The following is an 18,825-nucleotide window of genomic DNA, read 5'->3' on the forward strand; positions in this document are numbered from 1 at the left end:
GTGGCCGGTGCGGCCGGCGGTCAGGGCGTGAGCAGGGTGGCGAGCTGGCGCTTCCAGGTGGTCAACAGGGCGGTCCGCCGGGCGGAATCGTCGCTGAGCAGGTTGGCCACCCCGAGCCCACGGAGCAGATCGAGCGTGGCCTGCACCGCTTCGCGGACACCGGGTCGACGCTCGTCGACTCCGAGCAGGGCGACGGTGAGGCGGTGCATCTCCCGTCCGACCGTCGCCTCCAGCGGCACCAGGGCGTCCCGCAGCTCCCGATCGGTGCGGGCGGCGACCCAGAGCTCCAGCGCGGCCACGAACAGCGGCCCGGTGAACGCCACGGCGAGCAGGTCGACGACCCGGTCCAACCGTTGCGGGCCGGTCGGCAGCGCCTCGGCCTCGGTGCGCAACTCGTCGGCCCGGCGCTCGGCCAGATGGGCCACGGCGGCCGTCACCAGCGCCGCCTTGGTGGGGTAGTGGTGCAGCTGCGCCCCACGCGACACACCGGCCCGCGCGGCGACGACTGTGGTCGTGGTGCCGGACCAGCCGTGCTCGATCAGGCAGTCGACTGTCGCCTCCAGCAGCCGGGCCTGGGTGGCGCGGCTGCGTTCCTGCTGAGGGACACGTGTCGATGCGGGGGGCACGGGGACAGCCTGCGGCCTACGAAACAAACAGTCAAGACTGACTTTTTCTGAGCCCGCGACGCTCGGATGGAGACTGGTGGGCTTCCGACTGCTCGCTCAGCGGCCGTCGCGGGGGCCGAAGACGGTCAGCGCGTCGGCGTCGCTGTGCTGAGAGCGCAGGTACTCGTCGGCCCAGGCGGCAGCGTCGGGGAACGTCGACTCGGCCGCCACCCGGGCGCAGGCCGCGTCCACGTCGAAGGCGGTGCGGCGCAGTTGCACGCCCGGCCCGAGCAGCGCCCACCACGCGCCCGCGCCCCCGTACGGCATGCCGATGCTGCCCGGGTTGACCACCAGACGCCGGTCGACCAGCCGGGTGAAGGGCATGTGCGTGTGGCCGCAGACCACAGTGGTGACCTCGGCGGGGAGACCGTCGAACACCTCCGCCCAGCGCGCCAGCCGGGAGTCGACGAGCACGACCTCCTCGTCATCGCGGGGCGTGGCGTGGCAGAACAGCGTCGGCCCGAGGCCGTCGATCTCCAGCGTCGCCGTCGCCGGCAGCGCGGCGAGTCGGGCCACCTGGTCGTCGCGTAGCTGCCCGGCGGCCCAGTTCGACACCTCGATCGACGCCGGGCGGCCGGCCCGGGCCTCGACCAGCTCGCGGTCGGCATTGCCGCCGACCCAGCACACCCGGTCACCCAGGTCGGCGAGCACGTCCAGCACCTCGACCGGTTGCGGGCCGGCGGCGATGTCGCCGGTGAGCACGATCAGATCGGCAGCGGTGACGTCCGGCTCGGCCAGTACGGCCTCCAGCGCCGGCAGGACACCGTGGATGTCGGAGAGCACCGCAACTCGGTTCACCATTGCCCCACCCTCACCGCTGGCCCCGGCCCGGGGCCAGCGATTCTGCGCCAGGCAGATGGCAAACGTCCCCGCCTACCGTCGGTGACGACAGGCGGGGACGTCGGGTGCTGCTCAGACGCGGGCGCGACGGGCCAGGCGCTCCGGGTCCAAAATGATGATGCTCTTGCCGTCCAACCGCAGCCAGCCGCGCGAGGCGAAGTCGGCCAGCGCCTTGTTGACGGTCTCCCGGGAGGCGCCGACCAGTTGGGCGATCTCCTCCTGGGTGAGGTCGTGGGTGACCCGCAGAACGCCGCCGTCGCGGGTGCCGAAGCGGCCCGCCATCTGGAGCAGGTTCTTGGCGACCCGACCCGGCACGTCCGTGAAGATCAGGTCGGCGAGCGAGTCGTTGGTCCGGCGCAGCCGCCGGGCGAGCACCCGGAGCAACTGCTCGGCGATCTCCGGGCGGTTGTTGAGCCACGGCCGCAGCGCCTGCTTACGCAGCCGCACCAGCCGGGTGTCGGTCACCGCGGTGGCGGTCGCCGTACGCGGACCCGGGTCGAAGAGCGACAGCTCACCGACCATGTCCGACGGCCCCATCACCGCGATCAGGTTCTGTCGGCCGTCCGCTGCGCGGCGACCAACCTTGATCTTCCCGGACAGCAGGATGTAGAGGCTGTCACCGGGCTCGCCCTCATTGAAGACGATCTCGCCCTTGCGGACTTCGATCGTCTCCATCTCCTTGGCAAGCGCCTCGGCAGCTTCCGGGTCAACACCCTGGAAGATCCCGCTGCGGGCCAGTACCTCGTCCATTGCGCACCTCCGGTTGCGCGTGCCGTCCGTCGGCCGGGGCCGCCGTCCGCTGATCCCCTCGCGCGCCGCCAAGTCTAGGCGCACGTGAGCATGAATCAGAGGTCGCCCCTGGAATCTTGATCGGTGGGCGTAACCTGCCCGACGTGCTGAGCGAGCCAACTCTGACCAGCCGCGCCGAGGACGGGCGGCGCGTCCCGCTGCTCGTCTGGCGCGCGGACGTGCCCCTGCGGGCGGTCAGCAGTGCCCCGCTGGGCGGTGGCATCGGGGTCCGGCGGTGGGTGTTGAACGCGACAGTACCGATGTCGTACGACCGGGACGACCCCGCGGCGCACCTGGCCTCGCTCGCCGCCGAACTGGCCCTCGACGGGCCTGGGATCGGCCTGCTGACCGGCGTCGATGTGACCGAGGTGGTGGCGCGAACCGACGCCGGGGTGCGCGCCTGGGCGACGGTCGGGCTCGGTACGCCGGTGCCCGCGGCAGCGCCGACGCCGGCCGCGCTCACCCAACGCGTCGGCACTGTCAACATCGTGGTGTACGTGCCGGCCCGGCTCGCCGACTCGGCGCTGGTCAACGCGGTGGCCACCGCGACCGAGGCGAAGACCCAGGCGATCACCGAGCTGGGGGTGCCGGGGACCGGCACGCCCACCGACGCGGTCACCGTGCTCTGCCCGGTGGACGGGCCGGAGGCCGCGTACGGCGGGCCGCGCTCCACCTGGGGTGCCCCGCTCGCCCGAGCGGTGCACGCGGCGGTGCTCGCCGGTGGTTCCCGGCCGGTCGTGCCGTGGTCCGACCAGCTCAGGGGCGCAAAGTCCAGCCGATCGGCTGTCGTCGGCGCGTTTAACGACCGGTAGGGTCGCGGGCGATGTACGCTCCCGCCCTCCTCGCGTCCCGCCCGCGCCGCCGCGTCGCCCTCGGCCTCGCCGCGCTGCTGGCCGCCCTCCTCGTGGCCGGCTGTGCCGACTCCGGTGGTGAGGCACCCGTCTGGCAGCCCGGCGCGGGAGGTGGTGGCACCGGCGCGCCGGTCTCCACGGCCGGCCCGAAGGCCACCGGGCCGTCGTCGTCCGGTCAGGGTGGCGCGATCTCGCTCTCCGCCACCGGCGACATCATCATGGGCAACGCGCCCAGTCGGCTGCCCGCCGCCGGCGGTAAGGGCTTCTTCGCCTCGGTCACCGAGGCGCTCAAGGCCGACCTGGTGATGGGCAACCTGGAGGAGCCGCTGACCGTCGACACCGGCACCGGTAAGTGCGGGGCGAACTCCACCCGCTGCTTCCAGTTCCGTGCCCCGCCGGAGTACGCCGCCCACCTGCGTGACGCCGGCTTCGACGTGCTCAACCAGGCCAACAACCATGGGTACGACTACGGACCCAAGGGCTACGAGAACACCCAGAAGGCGCTGAAGAAGTACGACCTGGAGCACACCGGCGCACCGAACGAGATCACCGTGGTCGACGTCAAGGGCGTCAAGGTCGCCGTCGCCGGCTTCTCGTCGTACGTCTGGTCCAACAGCCTCGTCGACATCGACAAGGCGAAGGCGGTGGTCGCCAAGGCCGCCACCATGGCCGACCTGGTCGTGGTGCAGGTGCACATGGGTGGCGAGGGCGCCGACAAGACCCGGGTGAAGCCGGGCACCGAGATGTTCCTGGGTGAAAACCGGGGCGACCCGGTGAAGTTCTCGCACGCCATGATCGACGCTGGCGCCGACCTGATCGTCGGGCACGGCCCGCACGTGCTGCGCGGGATGGAGTTCTACCAGGGGCGCCTGATCGCGTACAGCCTGGGCAACTTCGCCGGCGGCGGCAACTCGCTGAGCAACGCCGGCCGCCTCGGCTGGGGCGGGGTGCTGAAGGTGTCGCTCAAGCCGGACGGCAGTTGGGCCGGCGGCTCGTTCGCCTCCACGTACATGAACTCCGCCGGCAAGCCGACGATGGACCCGGACGACCGGGGCCTGGGCCTGGTCACCGAGTTGAGCCGCGCCGACTTCTCGAAGGGCGGCGCTCGCCTCGACGGGCAGGGGAAGATCTCGCCGCCGACCGGCGGCTGACCCGACGAGGAGCGTCCGGGGTGCGACGTAGGCTGACCGTCGTGACCAGTAGCCCTCCCGGTGCCAGCGAGACCGATCTCGGGCGCAAACGCCGTGCGCGCAAGATCGGCCGGGTGCTGGCCGAGACGCATCCCGACGCGCATTGTGAGCTGGACCACTCCAACGCTCTGGAGCTGGCCGTCGCCACGATCCTGTCCGCGCAGTGCACGGACAAGAAGGTCAACGAGGTCACCCCGAAGCTCTTCGCCCGCTACCCGAGCGCTGCCGCGTACGCCGGCGCCGACCGGGGCGAGATGGAGGAGCTGATCCGGCCCACCGGTTTCTACCGCAACAAGACCGACTCACTGCTCAAGCTCGGTCAGGCCCTCCTCGACCGGTACGACGGCGCGGTCCCGGGCCGGCTCGTCGACCTGGTGACGCTCCCCGGCATCGGCCGCAAGACCGCCAACGTGATCCTGGGCAACGCCTTCGACGTCCCGGGCATCACCGTCGACACGCACTTCCAGCGGTTGGTCCACCGGTGGCGCCTGACCACCGAGACCGACCCGGTCAAGATCGAGCACGCGATCGGCGCGCTGTACGACAAGCGCGACTGGACCATGCTCTCGCACCGGATCATCTTCCACGGGCGACGGGTCTGCCACGCCCGCAAGCCGGCCTGCGGCGCCTGCACCCTCGCGAAGCTCTGCCCTTCGTACGGCACCGGCCCCACCGAGCCGGCGGCCGCCGCCAAGCTGCTCAAGGGCCCTCGGGCGCGCGACCTCGCGGTGGCCGCCGGGGTCGACCCGGAGCTGGTGCCGGCGCAGGCGATCACGGCGGAGGTGCCGTGAACCGCCGCCTCGCCCTCGCCGTTCTGCCGCTGCTGCTGGCGGTCACCGGTTGCACCAGCGGCCCGGCCGACGACGAGCCAGCTCCCCGTCCGGCCGCCGCTGAGCGACCGTCCCCGTTCCGGGACTGCGCCACGCTGAGCACGGCGCCCACTGCCACGTCGCCCAGCTCCGGCACGGCGACTCCCACAACGTCTACCCCCGCCTCGCCCGGCACATCTGGCACGACGGCCCCCGCCGCTGGCGGGTCGTCGCTGCCGGAGCTGACGCTCTCCTGCTTCACCGGCGGCGCCCCCGTCGTGCTGCGGGAGGTGGCCGGGCCGGCGGTGATCAACGTGTGGGCTTCCTGGTGCCCGCCGTGCCGCAAGGAGCTGCCCGCCTTCCAGCGCCTCAGCGAGCGGGCCGCCGGTCAGCTCCAGGTGGTCGGGGTCAACAGCCGGGACAGCCGCAGCGGCGCCCAGTCCATCGGTGAGGACTTCGGCGTCCGGTTCCCGATGCTGGTGGACCAGGGCGAGGCGCTGCAGCGCGAGCTGAAGCGCAACGCCATTCCGCTGACCCTCTTCGTCGGCGCCGACGGTCAGGTCCGGCACATCGACGCCAGCGGGGCTCTTGACGACACCAAGCTCGCCAAGCTGGTCCGCCAGCACCTCGGTCTGGCGGTGCCGGCGTGACCCGTCGGCCCCCCGAGTGGATCGAGCCGCTGCTGACCCGGCTGGGCACCGCCCGCGCCGAGGACTTCACCCGGCTGATCACCCCGGCCGAAGGCGGTCGGGAGAGCGCCGTGCTGGTGCTGCTCGGCGAGCAGCCCGGCGCCGGTCCCGACGTGCTGGTCCTGCAACGCGCCGCCACCCTGCGCAACCACGCCGGCCAGCCCGCCTTTCCCGGAGGTGCTGCCGACCCGGAGGACGCCGACGTCCGCGCCACCGCCCTGCGCGAGGCGAACGAGGAGGTGGGCCTCGACCCTTCCAGCGTGACAGTGCTGGCCGAGCTGCCGAAGCTGTGGATCCCGGTCAGCGATTTCGTGGTCACGCCGGTGCTGGCCTGGTGGCACGACCCGCACCCGGTGCACCCACGGGAGCCGGCCGAGGTGGCACACGTCGCCCGCCTGCCGGTCAGCGAGCTGGTCGATCCGGCCAACCGCCTCCGCGTCCGCCACCCGAGCGGCTGGATCGGGCCGGCGTTCTCGGCGCGCGGGATGCTCGTCTGGGGCTTCACCGCCGGCGTGCTCGCCACCCTGCTCGAGATGGGCGGCTGGGCCCGTCCCTGGTCGCGCGGCCGGGTGATGGAGCTTCCGCCGACCGGGGCGACACCAGCGCCGTCCGCCGGCACCGACGACGCTGACGAGAACGCCCTGCGCTGACCCCACGGTCACCATCCGCAAGCGATGGTCATCCGGTGGGCACACTGCCCGTACGCTTGACCCGTGTCCGTCGTGGATCTCGTCCTGCTGCTGCTCATGCTCGTGTTCGCGATCAGCGGATACCGCCAGGGCTTCGTCATCGGCGTCACGTCGTTGTCCGGCTTCTTCCTGGGTCTGCTGCTGGGTCTCCAGCTCGGGCCGCTGTTCGCCAGACAGTTCGTGGACGCCGGCACCCGTGTGCTGATCTCGCTGGTGGCCATCTTCGGGCTGGCCGTGGTCGGGCAGGCGCTCGCCGGTTGGCTCGGCTCGCACCTGCGCAAGACGATCACCAGCGACGTTGGCAAACGGGCCGACGACGTCGGTGGGGCGTTCGTCTCGCTGTTTGCGGTGCTCCTGCTCGCCTGGCTGGTCGCCGTGCCGCTCGGCTCGTCCTCGGTGCCCTGGCTCGCCGCCTCGGTCCGCAACAGCGCGTTGATCACAGTGGTGAACCAGGTCCTGCCGGAGCAGGCCCACCAGCTGTCCACGGCGCTCGAGGACACCGTCGACACCGACGGATTCCCGGACGTCTTCGGTGACCTCGCGCCCACCCGGGCCCGGCAGGTCGACCCGCCGGACCCGGCACTGGCCGGCTCGCAGGTGGTGGTCAGCGGTCAGCAGTCGGTCGTCAAGGTGCTCGGCTCCGCGCCCAGCTGCTCACGCCGGATCGAGGGATCCGGCTTCGTGTACGCGGACGACCGGGTGATGACCAACGCGCACGTGGTGGCCGGCACCCGCTCGGTCGCCGTGGAGTTGGGTGGCGAGCGGTACGACGGCAAGGTGGTGGTCTACGACCCGAACCGGGATCTGGCGGTGCTGCTCGTGCCCGGGCTGCCCGGGCCGTCCCTGCGGTTCGCCGCCGGCAACGCGGGCAGCGGCTCCGACGCGATCGTGCTCGGCTTCCCACTCGACGGCCCGTACAACGCGCAGTCGGCGCGGGTCCGGGACGTCGACCGGATCAAGGGCCCGGACATCTACTCGTCCAGCGAGGTGACCCGGGAGATCTACACGATCCGGGCGCTGGTCCGCAGCGGCAACTCGGGCGGTCCGCTGCTCTCCGCCAACGGCTTGGTGCTCGGCGTGATCTTCGCGGCGGCGTCCGACGACCCGAACACCGGCTTCGCGGTGACGGCGGCCGAAGCCCGTCCGGTGGCGTTGGCCGGGGCCGAACGCAACCGGCAGGTCGCCACCGGCGAGTGCACCTGAGCGTCGCTGCGAGGTCAGCTCAGCTCCGAGCCGGCTGGGCGCGACGCCCGACTGTCGGTCGCTTCGCCCGGCCCCACCGCAGCCCCCGGTCCAGCACGGCACGGGCCATGATCGCGACGCACGTGCCGCCGTTGAGGAAGGACGCCACCACATCGCTCGGGTGGTGCATTCCCCGGTACATCCGGGTCAGCGCCACGCCCAGCGGCACCATCAGCAGCAGCGTCCACCAGGCGACCTTCGCTCCGGTGCTCCGTGCCCGCAGTGCCATCAGCACGGCGATGCCGACGTAGAGCGCCACCGCCGCCGAGGTGTGCCCGGACGGAAAGCTCGACGTGGGTGGCGAGACGTCCATGTGCTCCACCGCCGGCCGCTGTCTGTCGATCGCCAGCGTGGTCAGCAGGAACACCAGCGCCTGGGCGGTCACCGCCGCGCACAGGAACAGCGGCTCGCGCCAGCGCTTCAGCCAGAGCCGCAGCGCCAACGCCACCAGCACGGTGACCACGACGATCATCTGGGTGCTGGCCAGCGTGCTGAACACCAGCGAGACGTTGTTCCAGTCGCCGGTGCGGTCGGCGGCGAGTTCCCGGTTCACCGCGTCTTCCACGGTGAACGGCCAGGTCCGGGCGAACACCCGGGTGACCAGCATCCCGAGCAGCACCATGAGCCCGAGCAGGAGGGACACCGGCAGCAGGACCCGCCGGACGATCTGGACCACGGTCTCGGACATGGGTCGGCCAGTACCCGGCCGGCCTCGTCGTCACTCCTCAGGCCGCTTCCGGGTGCCGCTCGATCTCGGGAGCGACGCCGTCGCGGGTCGGCCGGACCGGCCGAAGACCGGTGTGTGCCCGCCAACTGGTGAACGCGGCGGTGGTGGCCGCGACCACCGCCACGCCGAGTAGCCATCCACCCACCACGTCGCTGGTGAAGTGCACGCCGAGCGCCACCCTGCTCAGCCCGGTCACCACTGTGAGCAGGACCGCCGCCACCCAGAGCGCGGCCCGCGCCGCCCCCCGCCCGGCGTACGGCAGGAGCACCAGCAGCAGCACCCCGGCGGCCAGGGTGGCGTTCAACGCGTGCCCGGAGGGGAACGAGTAACCGGCGGCCCGGGCCACCGGGTCCAGCAACTCCGGCCGGTCCCGGCCGACCAGCAACTTGAGCAGCGGACCGACCAACCCGCCGACGACCATTGTGGTGGCCGCCCAGAGGGCCAGCCGGCGCGCTCCCCGGCGCAGCAGCCAGACCACCAGGAGCAGGGCGACGGCGCGCAGCGGCATCGGTGCGAAGACCTCGGTCCAGACCCGCATCAGCACGACCCAGGCCGGGTGATCCTGGGCGTAGCCGTGCAGCGCGTCGGTGACCGCCGTGTCCAGCCGGTGCAGCGGTGCCCAGGCGCCGAGCACCAGCAGTGTGAGCAGCGCGAACGGCACCAGCACCAGGAACGCCGCTGTCGCGGCGAGAGTGAGCCGCAGACCCAGCGCGTGGTCCCTGTCGAATCGGCGGTGCCGCCAGGACGGCTGGCCGGTGGGGGCGAGGGTGGGCGGCCGGTGCGTACTCATGGGTCCGTTCTACCCGACCGGGCAGCCGGTCAGGCCTGCCGGTCGGCCTCGATCAACGGGTCCGCTGACGCAGCCGGCGCAGCATCAGGGCCACACCGCCGACCAGAGCGACGAGGAGCACGACAGTGGTCCACAGTTGCTTCGGAGCGGAGGTGTCCTGACCGCCCGCCGCCCGAGCCGTCCAGCGGCTCTGCTGACCGGATGCGGCGAGACCGAGTGGATCGGCACCGGCACCGGCCACCGGGTCGTCGTCGACCGAGCCGGGCGCCGGACCGAAACCGGTCACGCCCGGCGACGTCTGGTCGTCCAGCGGGTTGGCGGTCACCGGCGGCACCTGAGCGGTCAACGCCGCCACCGGGTCGACCACCCCGTACCCGAAGCGGTCGTCCCGCCCGGTGGGGCCCAGGTCCCGGGCGGTGGCCAACAACCGGTTGACCACCTCACCCGCTGGCATCTGCGGATAGCGGGACCGGACCAGCGCGGCGGTCGCCGCCACCAGTGGCGCGGCGAAGCTGGTGCCCTGCACCCGCCAGTACCCGCCGGGAGGCTTGGCGCCGACCAGCCCGCTGGCGGGAGCGGTGAGCACCGTCGCCCGGCCGGTGATCGAGCCGGACCACATGTTGTCGCTGCTGCGTTCGAGACCGGACACCGCGATCACACCCGGCTCCCGAGCCGGGTACCAGACCTTGGTGCTGGTGGAGGTGGCCAGGTTGCCGGTGCAGGCGATCACTACCACGTCCCGGACGAACGCGTAGTCCAGGGCGGCGGCCAGGGCCGGGCTGTCGCCGCTGCCGCCCAGCGACAGGTTGATCACGCGGGCGCCGTTGTCGACCGCCCAGCGGACCCCCTGGGCGACGATCAGCGCGTCGTCGTACCGGTTTTCCTCGTCCAGCACACGGACCGGCAGGATCCGGGCGTCCGGCGCCAGGCCGACCACACCCCGCTTGTCGTCGTTGCGCCCGGCGATCAGGCCGGCGACAGTGGTGCCGTGACCCACCGGATCCGGGCCCGGCGCGCCACCGGGGCCGACCAGGTCCTTGCCGGGCAGCACCTGGCCGACCAGGTCGGGGTGGTTGCCGTCCACTCCGGAGTCGACCACCGCCACCGTCACGCCCCGGCCGGTCGAGCTGCGCCACGCCGTCTCGGCCTGCAACTCGTCGAGCTGCCACTGCTCGTCGCGGACCTGGTCGGTGCGGGCCACGGCGTCACCGGGGGCGAACGCCATCGGCGCGCCGGCGAGCTGTCCACCGTTAGTGGGCGCGGCGACGGGCACGGCTGCCGCGGTCGGGGCCACGACGGCAAGCGCCGCGGCCACGCCGAGCAGCGCCCGGCCGGTCGCCCGTCGGGCCGCTGACGGACCGCTGTACCGCACCCCAGTCACATCCCCAGCCATTCATCCCGACGGAACCATGACGATCGGAGATTACCGGTTTCCCCACCCGTCACGGGAAGAACCGGCGAGTCAGGTCATTGCGGCGGCAGTTGCGCCAGCTGAACGAGGCGTACGCCCTCCCGCCGGGTGACCAGCCGACCACGCCCCGGCGGCAGCGGTCCGGGTCGCACCGGCCCGACGAGCGCCCCCTCCTCGGGGCTGCCCGCCATCACCAGGCCTGCGGTGGACAGCTCCCGCAGGCGCTGCACGATCGGCTCGTACTGGGCTCGGCTCGCCCCGCCGGACCGGCGGGCCAACACCAGGTGCAGCCCGATGTCCCGGGCGTGCGGCAGGTGCTCCTCCAGCGCGCGCAACGGGTTCGCCGGCCCCGCCGCCACCAGGTCGTAGTCGTCCACCAGCACGAACAGCTCCGGCCCGGACCACCAGGACCGGTCCCGCAGCTGCTGCGGCGTGACCTCCGGCCCGGGAGCCCGCCGCTCCAGGTAACCGGCGGCCGACTCGACGAGGTCGGCGGTGTGTGCCGCCGCGGTGCCGTACCCGATCAGGTGTGGCGTCTCGATGGCGCCGAGCAGGCTGCGCCGGTAGTCGACGAGGATCACCCGGGCCTGCTCGGGAGTGAACCGGGTGATGATCGACGTGGCCAGCGCGCGCAGGAACGACGATTTGCCGCACTCCGAGTCCCCGAAGACCACGAAGTGTGGCTCGGTGGCGAAGTCGAGCAGCACCGGGCGCAGGTCCGCCTCCGCGATCCCGATCGGCAGCCGCAGCCCGGTCGTTGAGGTGAGGTCGAGATCGGCGTACGGCAGCACCGGCGGGAGCAGCCGCACCCGGGGCGCCGGAGCGCCCGCCCACCCGCCGGCGGCCCTCTTGACCAGGTCGGCGGTGTCGCCGCCGGCAGTACCGAGCTGGGGTAGTGCGGTGAGGAAGTGCAGGCCCTCAGCTGTCACCCCTCGGCCGGCGCGCTCGGGCACGTTGGCGGCCGCGCGCCGGGCCACCAGCGAGTCGGTCGGGTCCCCGAGGCGCAGCTCCAGCCGGGAGCCGAACAGGTCCCGGATCGCCGGGCGGAAATCCAGCCAGCGCAGCCCGGTGGCGATTACGTGCACCCCGTACGACAGACCCCGGGTGGCGAGGTCGGTGACGAGTGGCTCCAGGTCGTCGTACTCCCCGCGGATGGTGCTCCACCCGTCGATCACCAGGAACACGTCGCCGTACGGGTCGGCGCCCGGCTGGCCGGCCGTCCCCGCCGCCGCTCGACGCTGCCGGTACGCGGCCATCGACTCCACGCCCAGCTCCGCGAAGCGGCGTTCCCGGTCGACCAGCAGGGTGGTCATCTCGCCGACGGTGCGTCGTACTGCGGTCGGGTCGGCGCGGCCGGTGACCCCACCGACGTGCGGAAGGTCGCGCAGCGCGGCCAGCCCGCCACCGCCGAAGTCGAGGCAGTAGACCTGCACCTCGGCCGGTGTGTGGGTGAGCGCCAACGCGCAGATCAGCGTGCGCAGGGCTGTGGACTTGCCGCTCTGCGGCGCACCGACCACGGCGACGTGCCCGGCAGCGCCGTCCAGCGCCAGCCAGAGCAGGTCCCGGCGTTGCTCCAACGGCTTGTCCACCACCGCCATCGGCACGCCGAGTGCTCCGTGCAACTCCGGGTTGCCCACTGTCAGCCCGCGTTTCGGGTGCACCTCGACCGGACCGAGCAGCTCGTCCAGGGCCGGCGGCTGGCCGAGCGGCGGGAGCCAGACCTGGTGCGCCGGCGGGCCCTGCCCGACGAGCCGGTCCACCAGCAGGTCGAGCAGCGTCCTGCCGCCCTCCTCCTCCGCCACGACGGGCACGACCGGGGCTGCCGGCTCGGGCACCGGTACGACGTGGGTGGTGAAGGTGAGCAGCCGCGCGCCTCCCTCGGCGGCGACGCCGCCCGGCGCGGCCCGACGGCGGACGGCGCCGGAGACGTACGCGGCCTTGAAGCGGGCCAGCGGGTCGGTGCCGGCACGCAGGTAGCCGTGGCCCGGCGAGCGGGGCAGCTCGTGCGCGTCCGCCACGCCGAGCACCGTCCGGGACTCCAGTGCCGAGAAGGTGCGCAACCCGATCCGGTACGAGAGGTGGGTGTCCAACCCGCGCAGCCGGCCCTCCTCCAGGCGTTGGCTGGCGAGCAGCAGGTGCACGCCGAGCGAGCGGCCCAGCCGGCCGATCTGCACGAACAGGTCGATGAAGTCGGGCTTGGCGGAGAGCAGCTCCGAGAATTCGTCGCAGATCAGCAGCAACGACGGCAGCGGTGCGAGGGGGCTGCCGGCCGCCCGGGCCCGCTCGTAGTCGCGCACGCTGGCGAAGTTGCCGGCGCGCCGGAGCAACTCCTGACGGCGGACCAACTCTCCGTTGATCGCGTCCACCATGCGATCGACAAGGGGCAACGCGTCGGCCAGGTTGGTGATCACGGCTGCGGTGTGCGGCAGCCGGTCGAACGAGGTGAAGGTGGCGCCACCCTTGAAGTCGACGAGCACGAAGTTGAGCTGCTCGGAGCTGTGCGTGGCGGCGAGCCCCAGCACCAGAGTGCGGAGCAGCTCGGACTTGCCGGAGCCGGTCGCCCCGATGAGCAGGCCGTGCGGACCCATGCCGTCCTGGGCGGACTCCTTGAGGTCCAGCTCGATGGCGCCGCCGTCCGCGCCCACCCCGATCGGCACCCGCAGTCGATCCCGTGCCGAGCGCGGCAACCAGCCCTGCTCCGCCGTGAAGCTCTCCGGGTCACCGAGACCGAGCAGCTCGGGGAGGCCCAGGTCGGCTTGAAGTGGAGCGTCCGGTCCGCGGGCCGCGCCGGCGAGCCGCAGCGGCGCCAACCGTCGGGCGACCGCCTCGGCGTCGGCCAGGTCCAACTGGTCGGCGGTGCCCACCTCGGCGTGCCCGTCGGACGACCGCGAGTGCAGCCGCCGGCCGTGCAACTCCAGCAGCAGCGCGTACCGGTCCAGCAGTCGGGGCGGCGGGGTGTCCAGGTCCAGCACTGTCACCGCGTCGATGCCGCCGTCGCCGGTCAGATCACTGGCGCCGGTCAGGTCGCCGCCGTCGAGGACCACCACCACGTGCGGACCGTCGGTGGCCGGGCCGGCCGGGCTGAACCGGGACCGGGTGGCCAGCACGTCGGCCAGCAGCGACTCCAACTCGGCGGCGGAGCTGGTGACCAGGCGTACCGGGCCGAGCGCGTCGGTGCGGCCGGGGTGGTGGGCGTGCGGGAGCCACTTCACCCACTCCCAGCGGGCGCGCCGCTCCGGCCCGGCGCAGACCGCGACGAGCAGCTCGTCGGGGGCGTGGAAGACCGCCAGCTGGGTCAGCACGGCCCGGACCAGCGCCTGCGCCGCCGGGTCGCCGGTGGGTGGCCCGCCGGTGGTCGGGGTGGTCGCCCGGCCCCGGCCGGCGGGGCGTACGTGCACCCGGGCGAAGCTGCGCAGCGACAGCGCCACCGGCAGGTCCGGCACCACGGAGTACGCGTCCAGGAAGCGGCGTAGCGCGCCGGCGGTCATCGGCTCCAGCTCCTCCAGCGGCCGGGTGACCGGTGGGACGAGTGGGGTGGCCAGTGTCTGCGGCCCGACGGCGACCCGCACCACAGCGAAATCCGGGTCGGCGGGGCGCCGCTCCCAGATCCGGTGGCTGTCCACCGTCGACCAGAGCCGGCCCGGATCCGGGTGCCGGTAGTAGAGCCCGGCCCGTTGCTGGCCCGCGGTCCGCCGGACCCGCCGCCGCAGTGTGGCCAGGTGGCGCAGGTACTCCCTGCGGGCGGCCATCATCTCGGACTTCTTCGGGGTGCCGGAGGCGCTGCCCCAGGACGTCACCAGCATCGCCAACGAGGAGAGCCCGAACATGCCGCCCACCACGTACGAGTAGGCGCCGCCACCCCGGCCGAACATCATCGCCATCGCCACAGTGCCGCCCAGCATGGGTAGCAGCATGAGCAGCTGCTGCCACCGCCCGCCGGTCACCACGGGGATCTCCGGCGGTGCGTCTACCGACAGCTCACCGGCGGGAATCTCCGGCGCTGGTCGGCGCGGTGGGCGCTTGATGACGACGGTGGACACTCGGCCTCCTGACAGCGCTGGGTAACCCGAGCCTGGCTCATGGTAGGTAAAGTCCTGTCGTCCGCGCAGCCTCCGATCCCCTTCGATATGGAGACCAGTCGATGACTACCGGGCTGGCACGCGTCACCATCAGTGCGCCGCAACGACGGGTGGACGTCGCCCTGCCGGAGCAGGTGCCACTGGCTGAGCTGCTGCCCGACGTGCTCCGGCACGCAGGTGTCGGGCTGGCCGACGACGGCGAGCAGCACGGCGGTTGGGTGCTCCGCCGCACCGACGGGGCGTTGCTGGTGACCGCACAGGCGTTGCTGCCGCAGGGGGTCCGCGACGGTGAGGTGCTGCACCTCGTGCCGGCCCGCGCGCACTGGCCCGAGTTGGAGTACGACGACGTCATCGAGGCGATCGCCGACGGTGCTCGCCGCCGCGGCGGCGCCTGGTCGCCCACCGCCACCCGGGCAGCCGGTCTGGCCGGTGCCGCCGTACCGCTCGCGGTCGGACTGCTCGCGCTGCTCGCCGGCGGCCCGACGCACCGGGCCGGTTGGCTGGCGGCCGTCGCGGTGGCGCTGGTGCTCACAGTGGCCGGCACCGTGGCCTCCCGCGCCAACGGCGACGGCACCGCCGGGGCGACGCTCGGCGGCTACGCGCTGCCCTACGCGTTCACTGCCGGTGCCCTGGCCGTCGGCTCCGGCGACCCGGTCGGGCCGATCGGCCCGGCTCGCTGGGTGGGCGCTCCCGAACTGCTGGCCGGCTCGGTCGCGCTGCTGCTGGTGGCGTTGATCGGTCTCCTCGGGGTGGCCAGTCGACTGCGGGTCTTCGTGGCCGGTGTCACTGTCGGCCTGCTCGGCGCGGGGGCCGCGCTCGGTGGGCTGCTGATGACCACGGCCGGTACGGCGGCGGTGCTGCTCAGCGCACTGGTCTTCGCCGTCGGCGTGATCCCGCTGCTGGCCATCCGGTTGGGCAAGCTGCCGCTGCCGCCGATCACCCTGCCGGCTGCCACCACCGCGGAGGAGCCGGAGCGGGTCCGGGATCTGCCGGACCGGGGCCGGGTGCTCGCCGCGGTGATCCGCACCGAGGAGATGCTCACCGGAATGCTGATCGGCCACGCGCTGCTGGTGGTGGCCACAGCGGTCGTACTCGTGGTCGCCGGTGGCATGGCCGGTCGGGTGCTGGTGGCGGTCACCTCGGCCGTGCTGCTGCTGCGGTCGCGGCTGTTCGTGGCGCTGCGACACCGGGTACCGACGGTGCTCGCCGGGCTGGCCGGCTACGCGGCGCTGGGTGTGGTGCTGGTCGGCCGGGCCGACGAGACCGGGCGGTTGGTGCTGGTCCTGGGCGGGGCGGCACTGGCCCTGGTGGCGGTCGCCAGCGGCACCGGGTACGCCCGCCGGCCGGTCTCGCCGTACCTCGGGAGGATCGCCGACCTCACCGACACGGCCCTGGTGGTCGCCGTGGTGCCGATCGCCTGCGCGGTGCTCGACCTGTACGACCGGGCCCGAGGGTTGCTCGGTTGAGCGACCCTCGGGCCCGGTGCGTCAGCGGTCGTCAGTGGGCGGATTCGCCGCGCGCCTCGGCGTCCCTGGCCCGCTGGTAGGAGTTGTGGATCTCAGCCTCGGCCTCGGTGCGGCCGACCCAGGTCGCGCCCTCCACCGACTTGCCGGGCTCCAGGTCCTTGTACACCTCGAAGAAGTGCTGGATCTCCAGGCGGTCGAACTCGCCCAGGTGATGGATGTCGCGCAGGTGCTCCTGGCGGGGGTCCTCGTAGGGCACGCAGAGGACCTTGTCGTCCCCGCCCTTCTCGTCGGTCATCCGGAACATGCCGATGGTGCGGCAGCGGATCAGGCAACCCGGGAAGGTCGGCTCGGGGACCAGCACGAGGGCGTCCAACGGGTCGCCGTCCTCGCCCAGGGTGCCCTCGATGAACCCATAGTCGGCCGGGTACTGGGTGGAGGTGAAGAGGGTGCGGTCCAACCGGATCCGGCCGGTCTTGTGGTCCACCTCGTACTTGTTCCGGTGACCTTTGGGGATCTCAACCGTCACGTCGAAATCCATCTGCACGCTCCCTCGTCTGCCCACGCTGGCTAACGGAACCACTGGCGGCCCTCCGGACAGGTGAATGCCCACCCGCCGACTCCGGCCGCCGCATAGTCTTCGGACCGAAGTAGTGTCACCCAAGCCGATTTTCGCTGGGGGAGGAGGGGGTCGTGGGGAGGGAAGATTCACACTACCGCCCGGACGGGGGCTCCGCGCACGGTACCGGACGATCCGGCTCCGGCAGTGCCAAGGGGCGAGTCCCGGTGCCGGAGGCGCACCTTCCACGGGCTCCTGAAGCACCGACCCCGGCACCGGAGACGGTTCCCGAGCGGCCCGCGCCGCTGCCCTGGCGCCCGCCGACCGGGTCGGCTTCGCCCGCTCCGAACACCGGTCAGTTCCCGGTGGCCGGCGGTGAGCGGCCGGTGAGCGGCCCGCCGCGCGGCAGTGCCACGGTTCCGGTGAGCCCTGCGCCGCTCAGCCCGTCGTTCAATTCCGGGCCGACCGGCCCCGGCGGGGTCCCCCCGGTGGGCCCGCCGATCTCCGCGTTGCCGGCACCCGCCGATGCCGTACCCGCACCCGCACCCGCACCGCCGCGCCGCCGGAGGCGGCTGCCGGTGGTGCTGGCCGCCGTTCTCCTGCTGGTGCTGGCCGGCGTCGGCGTCGTGATCACCCGTCCCGGCCCGGTCGCCGGGTGGCTGGGCGACGACGCCGGGTCCGGGCCGAACGCTGTCGGCGTGACTCCGGAACCCGCCCCGTCGGACGTGCTGGGCGGCCCGGACTCGAACGCCCCGGTGCCCACCCCGGACGGGGTTCGTGCCGTGCTCGATCCACTGGTCGGCGTCGCCGCCCTGGGCGACCGGGTGAACGTCTCGGTCGCCGACGTGATCACCGGCCAGACGCTGTTCGCCAAGGGGGCGGACGACGGCACCGTGCCCGCTTCGGTGACGAAGCTCGCGACCGCGGTGACCGTGCTGGCGGCCCGGGGGCCCGGCTACCGAATTCCCACTCGTGTGGTGGCCGGCGCGAAGGCCGGCGAGGTGGTGATCGTCGGGGGCGGCGACCCGACCCTTGCGATCAACAAGAAGGGCTACTACCCGGGCGCGGCGCGCCTCGACGACCTGGCCGCCCAGGTGCGTACCGCGCTCGGCGGCACATCCCCAACCAGCATCGTCGTCGACGGCTCGGTCTACTCCGGCCCGGTCTACGGCCCTGGCTGGGACGACGACATCCCCACCGGCGGCTCGGGCGGCGCGGTGACCGCGTTGATGATCGACGGCGCGCGTACCGACCCGGGCGTCGAGCACGGGTCCGCCCCGCGGTTCGCCGAGCCGGACCTGGCCGCCGGCAAGGCGTTCGCCAGGTTGCTCGGGGTGCCGACCGAAGCCGTGAAGCGTGGCACCGCCCCGCCTCAGGCGGCGGCCGGTGCCAGCCCGGCGCCGGGTACCGAGCTGGGCGTGGTGCAGTCTCCGCCGCTGATCCGGCTGGTCGATGTCATGATCAGTGAGAGCGACAACCTGGTGGCCGAGGCGCTCGCCCGGCAGGTCGCGTTGGCCAGTGGTCAGCCCGCCTCCTTCGACGGCGGGGCTGCCGCCATGGACGCCGAGGTGGCGGAGCTGGGCCTGCCCGCCGAGGAGATCAGCGTCTCCGACGGCAGCGGCCTGTCCCGTCTCAACCGGATCAGCCCGTCGCTGCTGACCGATCTGGTCCGGTTGGCCGCCAGCCCGGACCACCCGGAGTTGGCCGGCGTCTTCGGTGGCCTGCCGGTGGGCGGTTGGTCCGGGACCCTGAACGAGCGCTACCGCACCGCCGCCGGCACCGCAGCGGGCGCGGGCAGCGTCCGGGCCAAGACCGGCACCCTGACCGGCGTGCACTCCATCGCGGGCCTGGTCACCACCGCCGATGGTCGGCTGTTGACCTTCGCGGTGCTCACCGACAAGGTGCCGGGTGACCGGGACACCGCCCAGCCGGCACTGGACCGGATCGCCGCCGCGCTGGCCGGTTGCGGCTGCGGCTGACCGTCGCCGGTTCGAGGTGACGCCGTCGCCATCGGTGTCGATCGAGGGCGCGA

General features: G+C 73.0%; 16 protein-coding genes. 8 read left to right on the forward strand and 8 right to left on the reverse strand.

Annotated elements, in window-relative coordinates:
* Positions 1-20 precede the first annotated feature (20 nt).
* The 3 genes from ACLJOK_RS32305 to ACLJOK_RS32315 form a co-directional block, all read right to left on the reverse strand.
* Entirely contained in the window at positions 21-626 is a 606-nt protein-coding gene (locus tag ACLJOK_RS32305) for a TetR/AcrR family transcriptional regulator (protein ID WP_410822273.1), read from the reverse strand.
* A gap of 96 nt (positions 627-722) precedes the next feature.
* Positions 723-1,466, reverse strand: a complete 744-nt coding sequence (locus ACLJOK_RS32310) for a metallophosphoesterase family protein (RefSeq protein ID WP_410822274.1) — start codon at positions 1,464-1,466, stop codon at positions 723-725.
* Positions 1,467-1,577: 111 nt separating this feature from the next.
* A complete protein-coding gene (locus tag ACLJOK_RS32315) occupies positions 1,578-2,255 on the reverse strand; it encodes a Crp/Fnr family transcriptional regulator (protein WP_007466162.1) in 678 nt (225 codons plus the stop codon).
* Positions 2,256-2,398: 143 nt separating this feature from the next.
* Here ACLJOK_RS32315 and ACLJOK_RS32320 point away from each other — a divergent pair, with 143 nt between their 5' ends.
* The 6 genes from ACLJOK_RS32320 (at position 2,399) to ACLJOK_RS32345 (ending at position 7,725) form a co-directional block, all read left to right on the forward strand.
* Positions 2,399-3,106: an adenosylcobinamide amidohydrolase gene (locus ACLJOK_RS32320; protein ID WP_410822275.1), complete on the forward strand. Its 708-nt coding sequence runs from the start codon at positions 2,399-2,401 to the stop codon at positions 3,104-3,106.
* Positions 3,107-3,117: 11 nt separating this feature from the next.
* Positions 3,118-4,296 carry a CapA family protein gene (locus tag ACLJOK_RS32325; protein ID WP_410822276.1) on the forward strand — a complete coding sequence of 393 codons (1,179 nt, stop codon included), beginning with the start codon at positions 3,118-3,120 and terminating at the stop codon, positions 4,294-4,296.
* A gap of 41 nt (positions 4,297-4,337) precedes the next feature.
* Entirely contained in the window at positions 4,338-5,126 is a 789-nt protein-coding gene (nth, locus tag ACLJOK_RS32330) for an endonuclease III (RefSeq protein WP_145789750.1), read from the forward strand.
* Positions 5,123-5,794, forward strand: coding sequence for a TlpA family protein disulfide reductase (locus tag ACLJOK_RS32335; RefSeq protein WP_410822278.1), 672 nt, complete (start codon positions 5,123-5,125; stop codon positions 5,792-5,794). Before nth ends, ACLJOK_RS32335 begins: the two co-directional genes overlap by 4 nt.
* Entirely contained in the window at positions 5,791-6,483 is a 693-nt protein-coding gene (locus tag ACLJOK_RS32340) for an NUDIX hydrolase (RefSeq protein ID WP_410822279.1), read from the forward strand. Before ACLJOK_RS32335 ends, ACLJOK_RS32340 begins: the two co-directional genes overlap by 4 nt.
* A 63-nt stretch (positions 6,484-6,546) precedes the next feature.
* Positions 6,547-7,725: a MarP family serine protease gene (locus ACLJOK_RS32345; protein ID WP_238682318.1), complete on the forward strand. Its 1,179-nt coding sequence runs from the start codon at positions 6,547-6,549 to the stop codon at positions 7,723-7,725.
* A 19-nt stretch (positions 7,726-7,744) separates the two neighbouring features.
* On the opposite strand, the gene ACLJOK_RS32350 is transcribed toward ACLJOK_RS32345, so the two are convergent.
* From ACLJOK_RS32350 to eccCa, 4 genes are all read right to left on the reverse strand, one after another.
* Complete coding sequence (locus tag ACLJOK_RS32350) at positions 7,745-8,452, reverse strand: phosphatase PAP2 family protein (RefSeq protein ID WP_410822280.1); 708 nt, start codon at positions 8,450-8,452, stop codon at positions 7,745-7,747.
* A 37-nt stretch (positions 8,453-8,489) separates the two neighbouring features.
* Complete coding sequence (locus ACLJOK_RS32355; RefSeq protein WP_410822281.1) at positions 8,490-9,281, reverse strand: phosphatase PAP2 family protein; 792 nt, start codon at positions 9,279-9,281, stop codon at positions 8,490-8,492.
* A gap of 52 nt (positions 9,282-9,333) precedes the next feature.
* Positions 9,334-10,674 carry a type VII secretion-associated serine protease mycosin gene (mycP, locus tag ACLJOK_RS32360; protein ID WP_410822282.1) on the reverse strand — a complete coding sequence of 447 codons (1,341 nt, stop codon included), beginning with the start codon at positions 10,672-10,674 and terminating at the stop codon, positions 9,334-9,336.
* A 74-nt stretch (positions 10,675-10,748) separates the two neighbouring features.
* Positions 10,749-14,732, reverse strand: a complete 3,984-nt coding sequence (gene eccCa / locus ACLJOK_RS32365) for a type VII secretion protein EccCa (protein WP_410822283.1) — start codon at positions 14,730-14,732, stop codon at positions 10,749-10,751.
* Between the two features lie 101 nt (positions 14,733-14,833).
* Between eccCa and eccD the strand changes: the two genes are divergently transcribed.
* Positions 14,834-16,237, forward strand: coding sequence for a type VII secretion integral membrane protein EccD (gene eccD / locus ACLJOK_RS32370; RefSeq protein WP_410822284.1), 1,404 nt, complete (start codon positions 14,834-14,836; stop codon positions 16,235-16,237).
* 31 nt (positions 16,238-16,268) lie between these two features.
* On the opposite strand, the gene ACLJOK_RS32375 is transcribed toward eccD, so the two are convergent.
* Entirely contained in the window at positions 16,269-16,775 is a 507-nt protein-coding gene (locus ACLJOK_RS32375) for an inorganic diphosphatase (protein ID WP_272614018.1), read from the reverse strand.
* A gap of 527 nt (positions 16,776-17,302) precedes the next feature.
* Between ACLJOK_RS32375 and dacB the strand changes: the two genes are divergently transcribed.
* A complete protein-coding gene (gene dacB, locus ACLJOK_RS32380; RefSeq protein ID WP_410822419.1) occupies positions 17,303-18,772 on the forward strand; it encodes a D-alanyl-D-alanine carboxypeptidase/D-alanyl-D-alanine-endopeptidase in 1,470 nt (489 codons plus the stop codon).
* The last annotated feature ends 53 nt before the right edge of the window (positions 18,773-18,825 follow it).

Source organism: Micromonospora sp. 050-3 (assembly GCF_046549335.1).
GTDB classification, from domain to species: Bacteria; Actinomycetota; Actinomycetes; order Mycobacteriales; family Micromonosporaceae; genus Micromonospora; species Micromonospora trifolii.

Excerpts from the sequence above, each read along its gene's own strand:
- ACLJOK_RS32310 (WP_410822274.1), bottom strand. The coding sequence starts at position 1,466 with ATGGTGAACCGAGTTGCGGTGCTCTCCGACATCCACGGTGTCCTGCCG.
- ACLJOK_RS32315 (WP_007466162.1), bottom strand. The coding sequence starts at position 2,255 with ATGGACGAGGTACTGGCCCGCAGCGGGATCTTCCAGGGTGTTGACCCG.
- ACLJOK_RS32325 (WP_410822276.1), top strand. The coding sequence starts at position 3,118 with ATGTACGCTCCCGCCCTCCTCGCGTCCCGCCCGCGCCGCCGCGTCGCC.
- ACLJOK_RS32350 (WP_410822280.1), bottom strand. The coding sequence starts at position 8,452 with ATGTCCGAGACCGTGGTCCAGATCGTCCGGCGGGTCCTGCTGCCGGTG.
- ACLJOK_RS32355 (WP_410822281.1), bottom strand. The coding sequence starts at position 9,281 with ATGAGTACGCACCGGCCGCCCACCCTCGCCCCCACCGGCCAGCCGTCC.
- mycP (WP_410822282.1), bottom strand. The coding sequence starts at position 10,674 with ATGGCTGGGGATGTGACTGGGGTGCGGTACAGCGGTCCGTCAGCGGCC.
- eccD (WP_410822284.1), top strand. The coding sequence starts at position 14,834 with ATGACTACCGGGCTGGCACGCGTCACCATCAGTGCGCCGCAACGACGG.
- ACLJOK_RS32375 (WP_272614018.1), bottom strand. The coding sequence starts at position 16,775 with ATGGATTTCGACGTGACGGTTGAGATCCCCAAAGGTCACCGGAACAAG.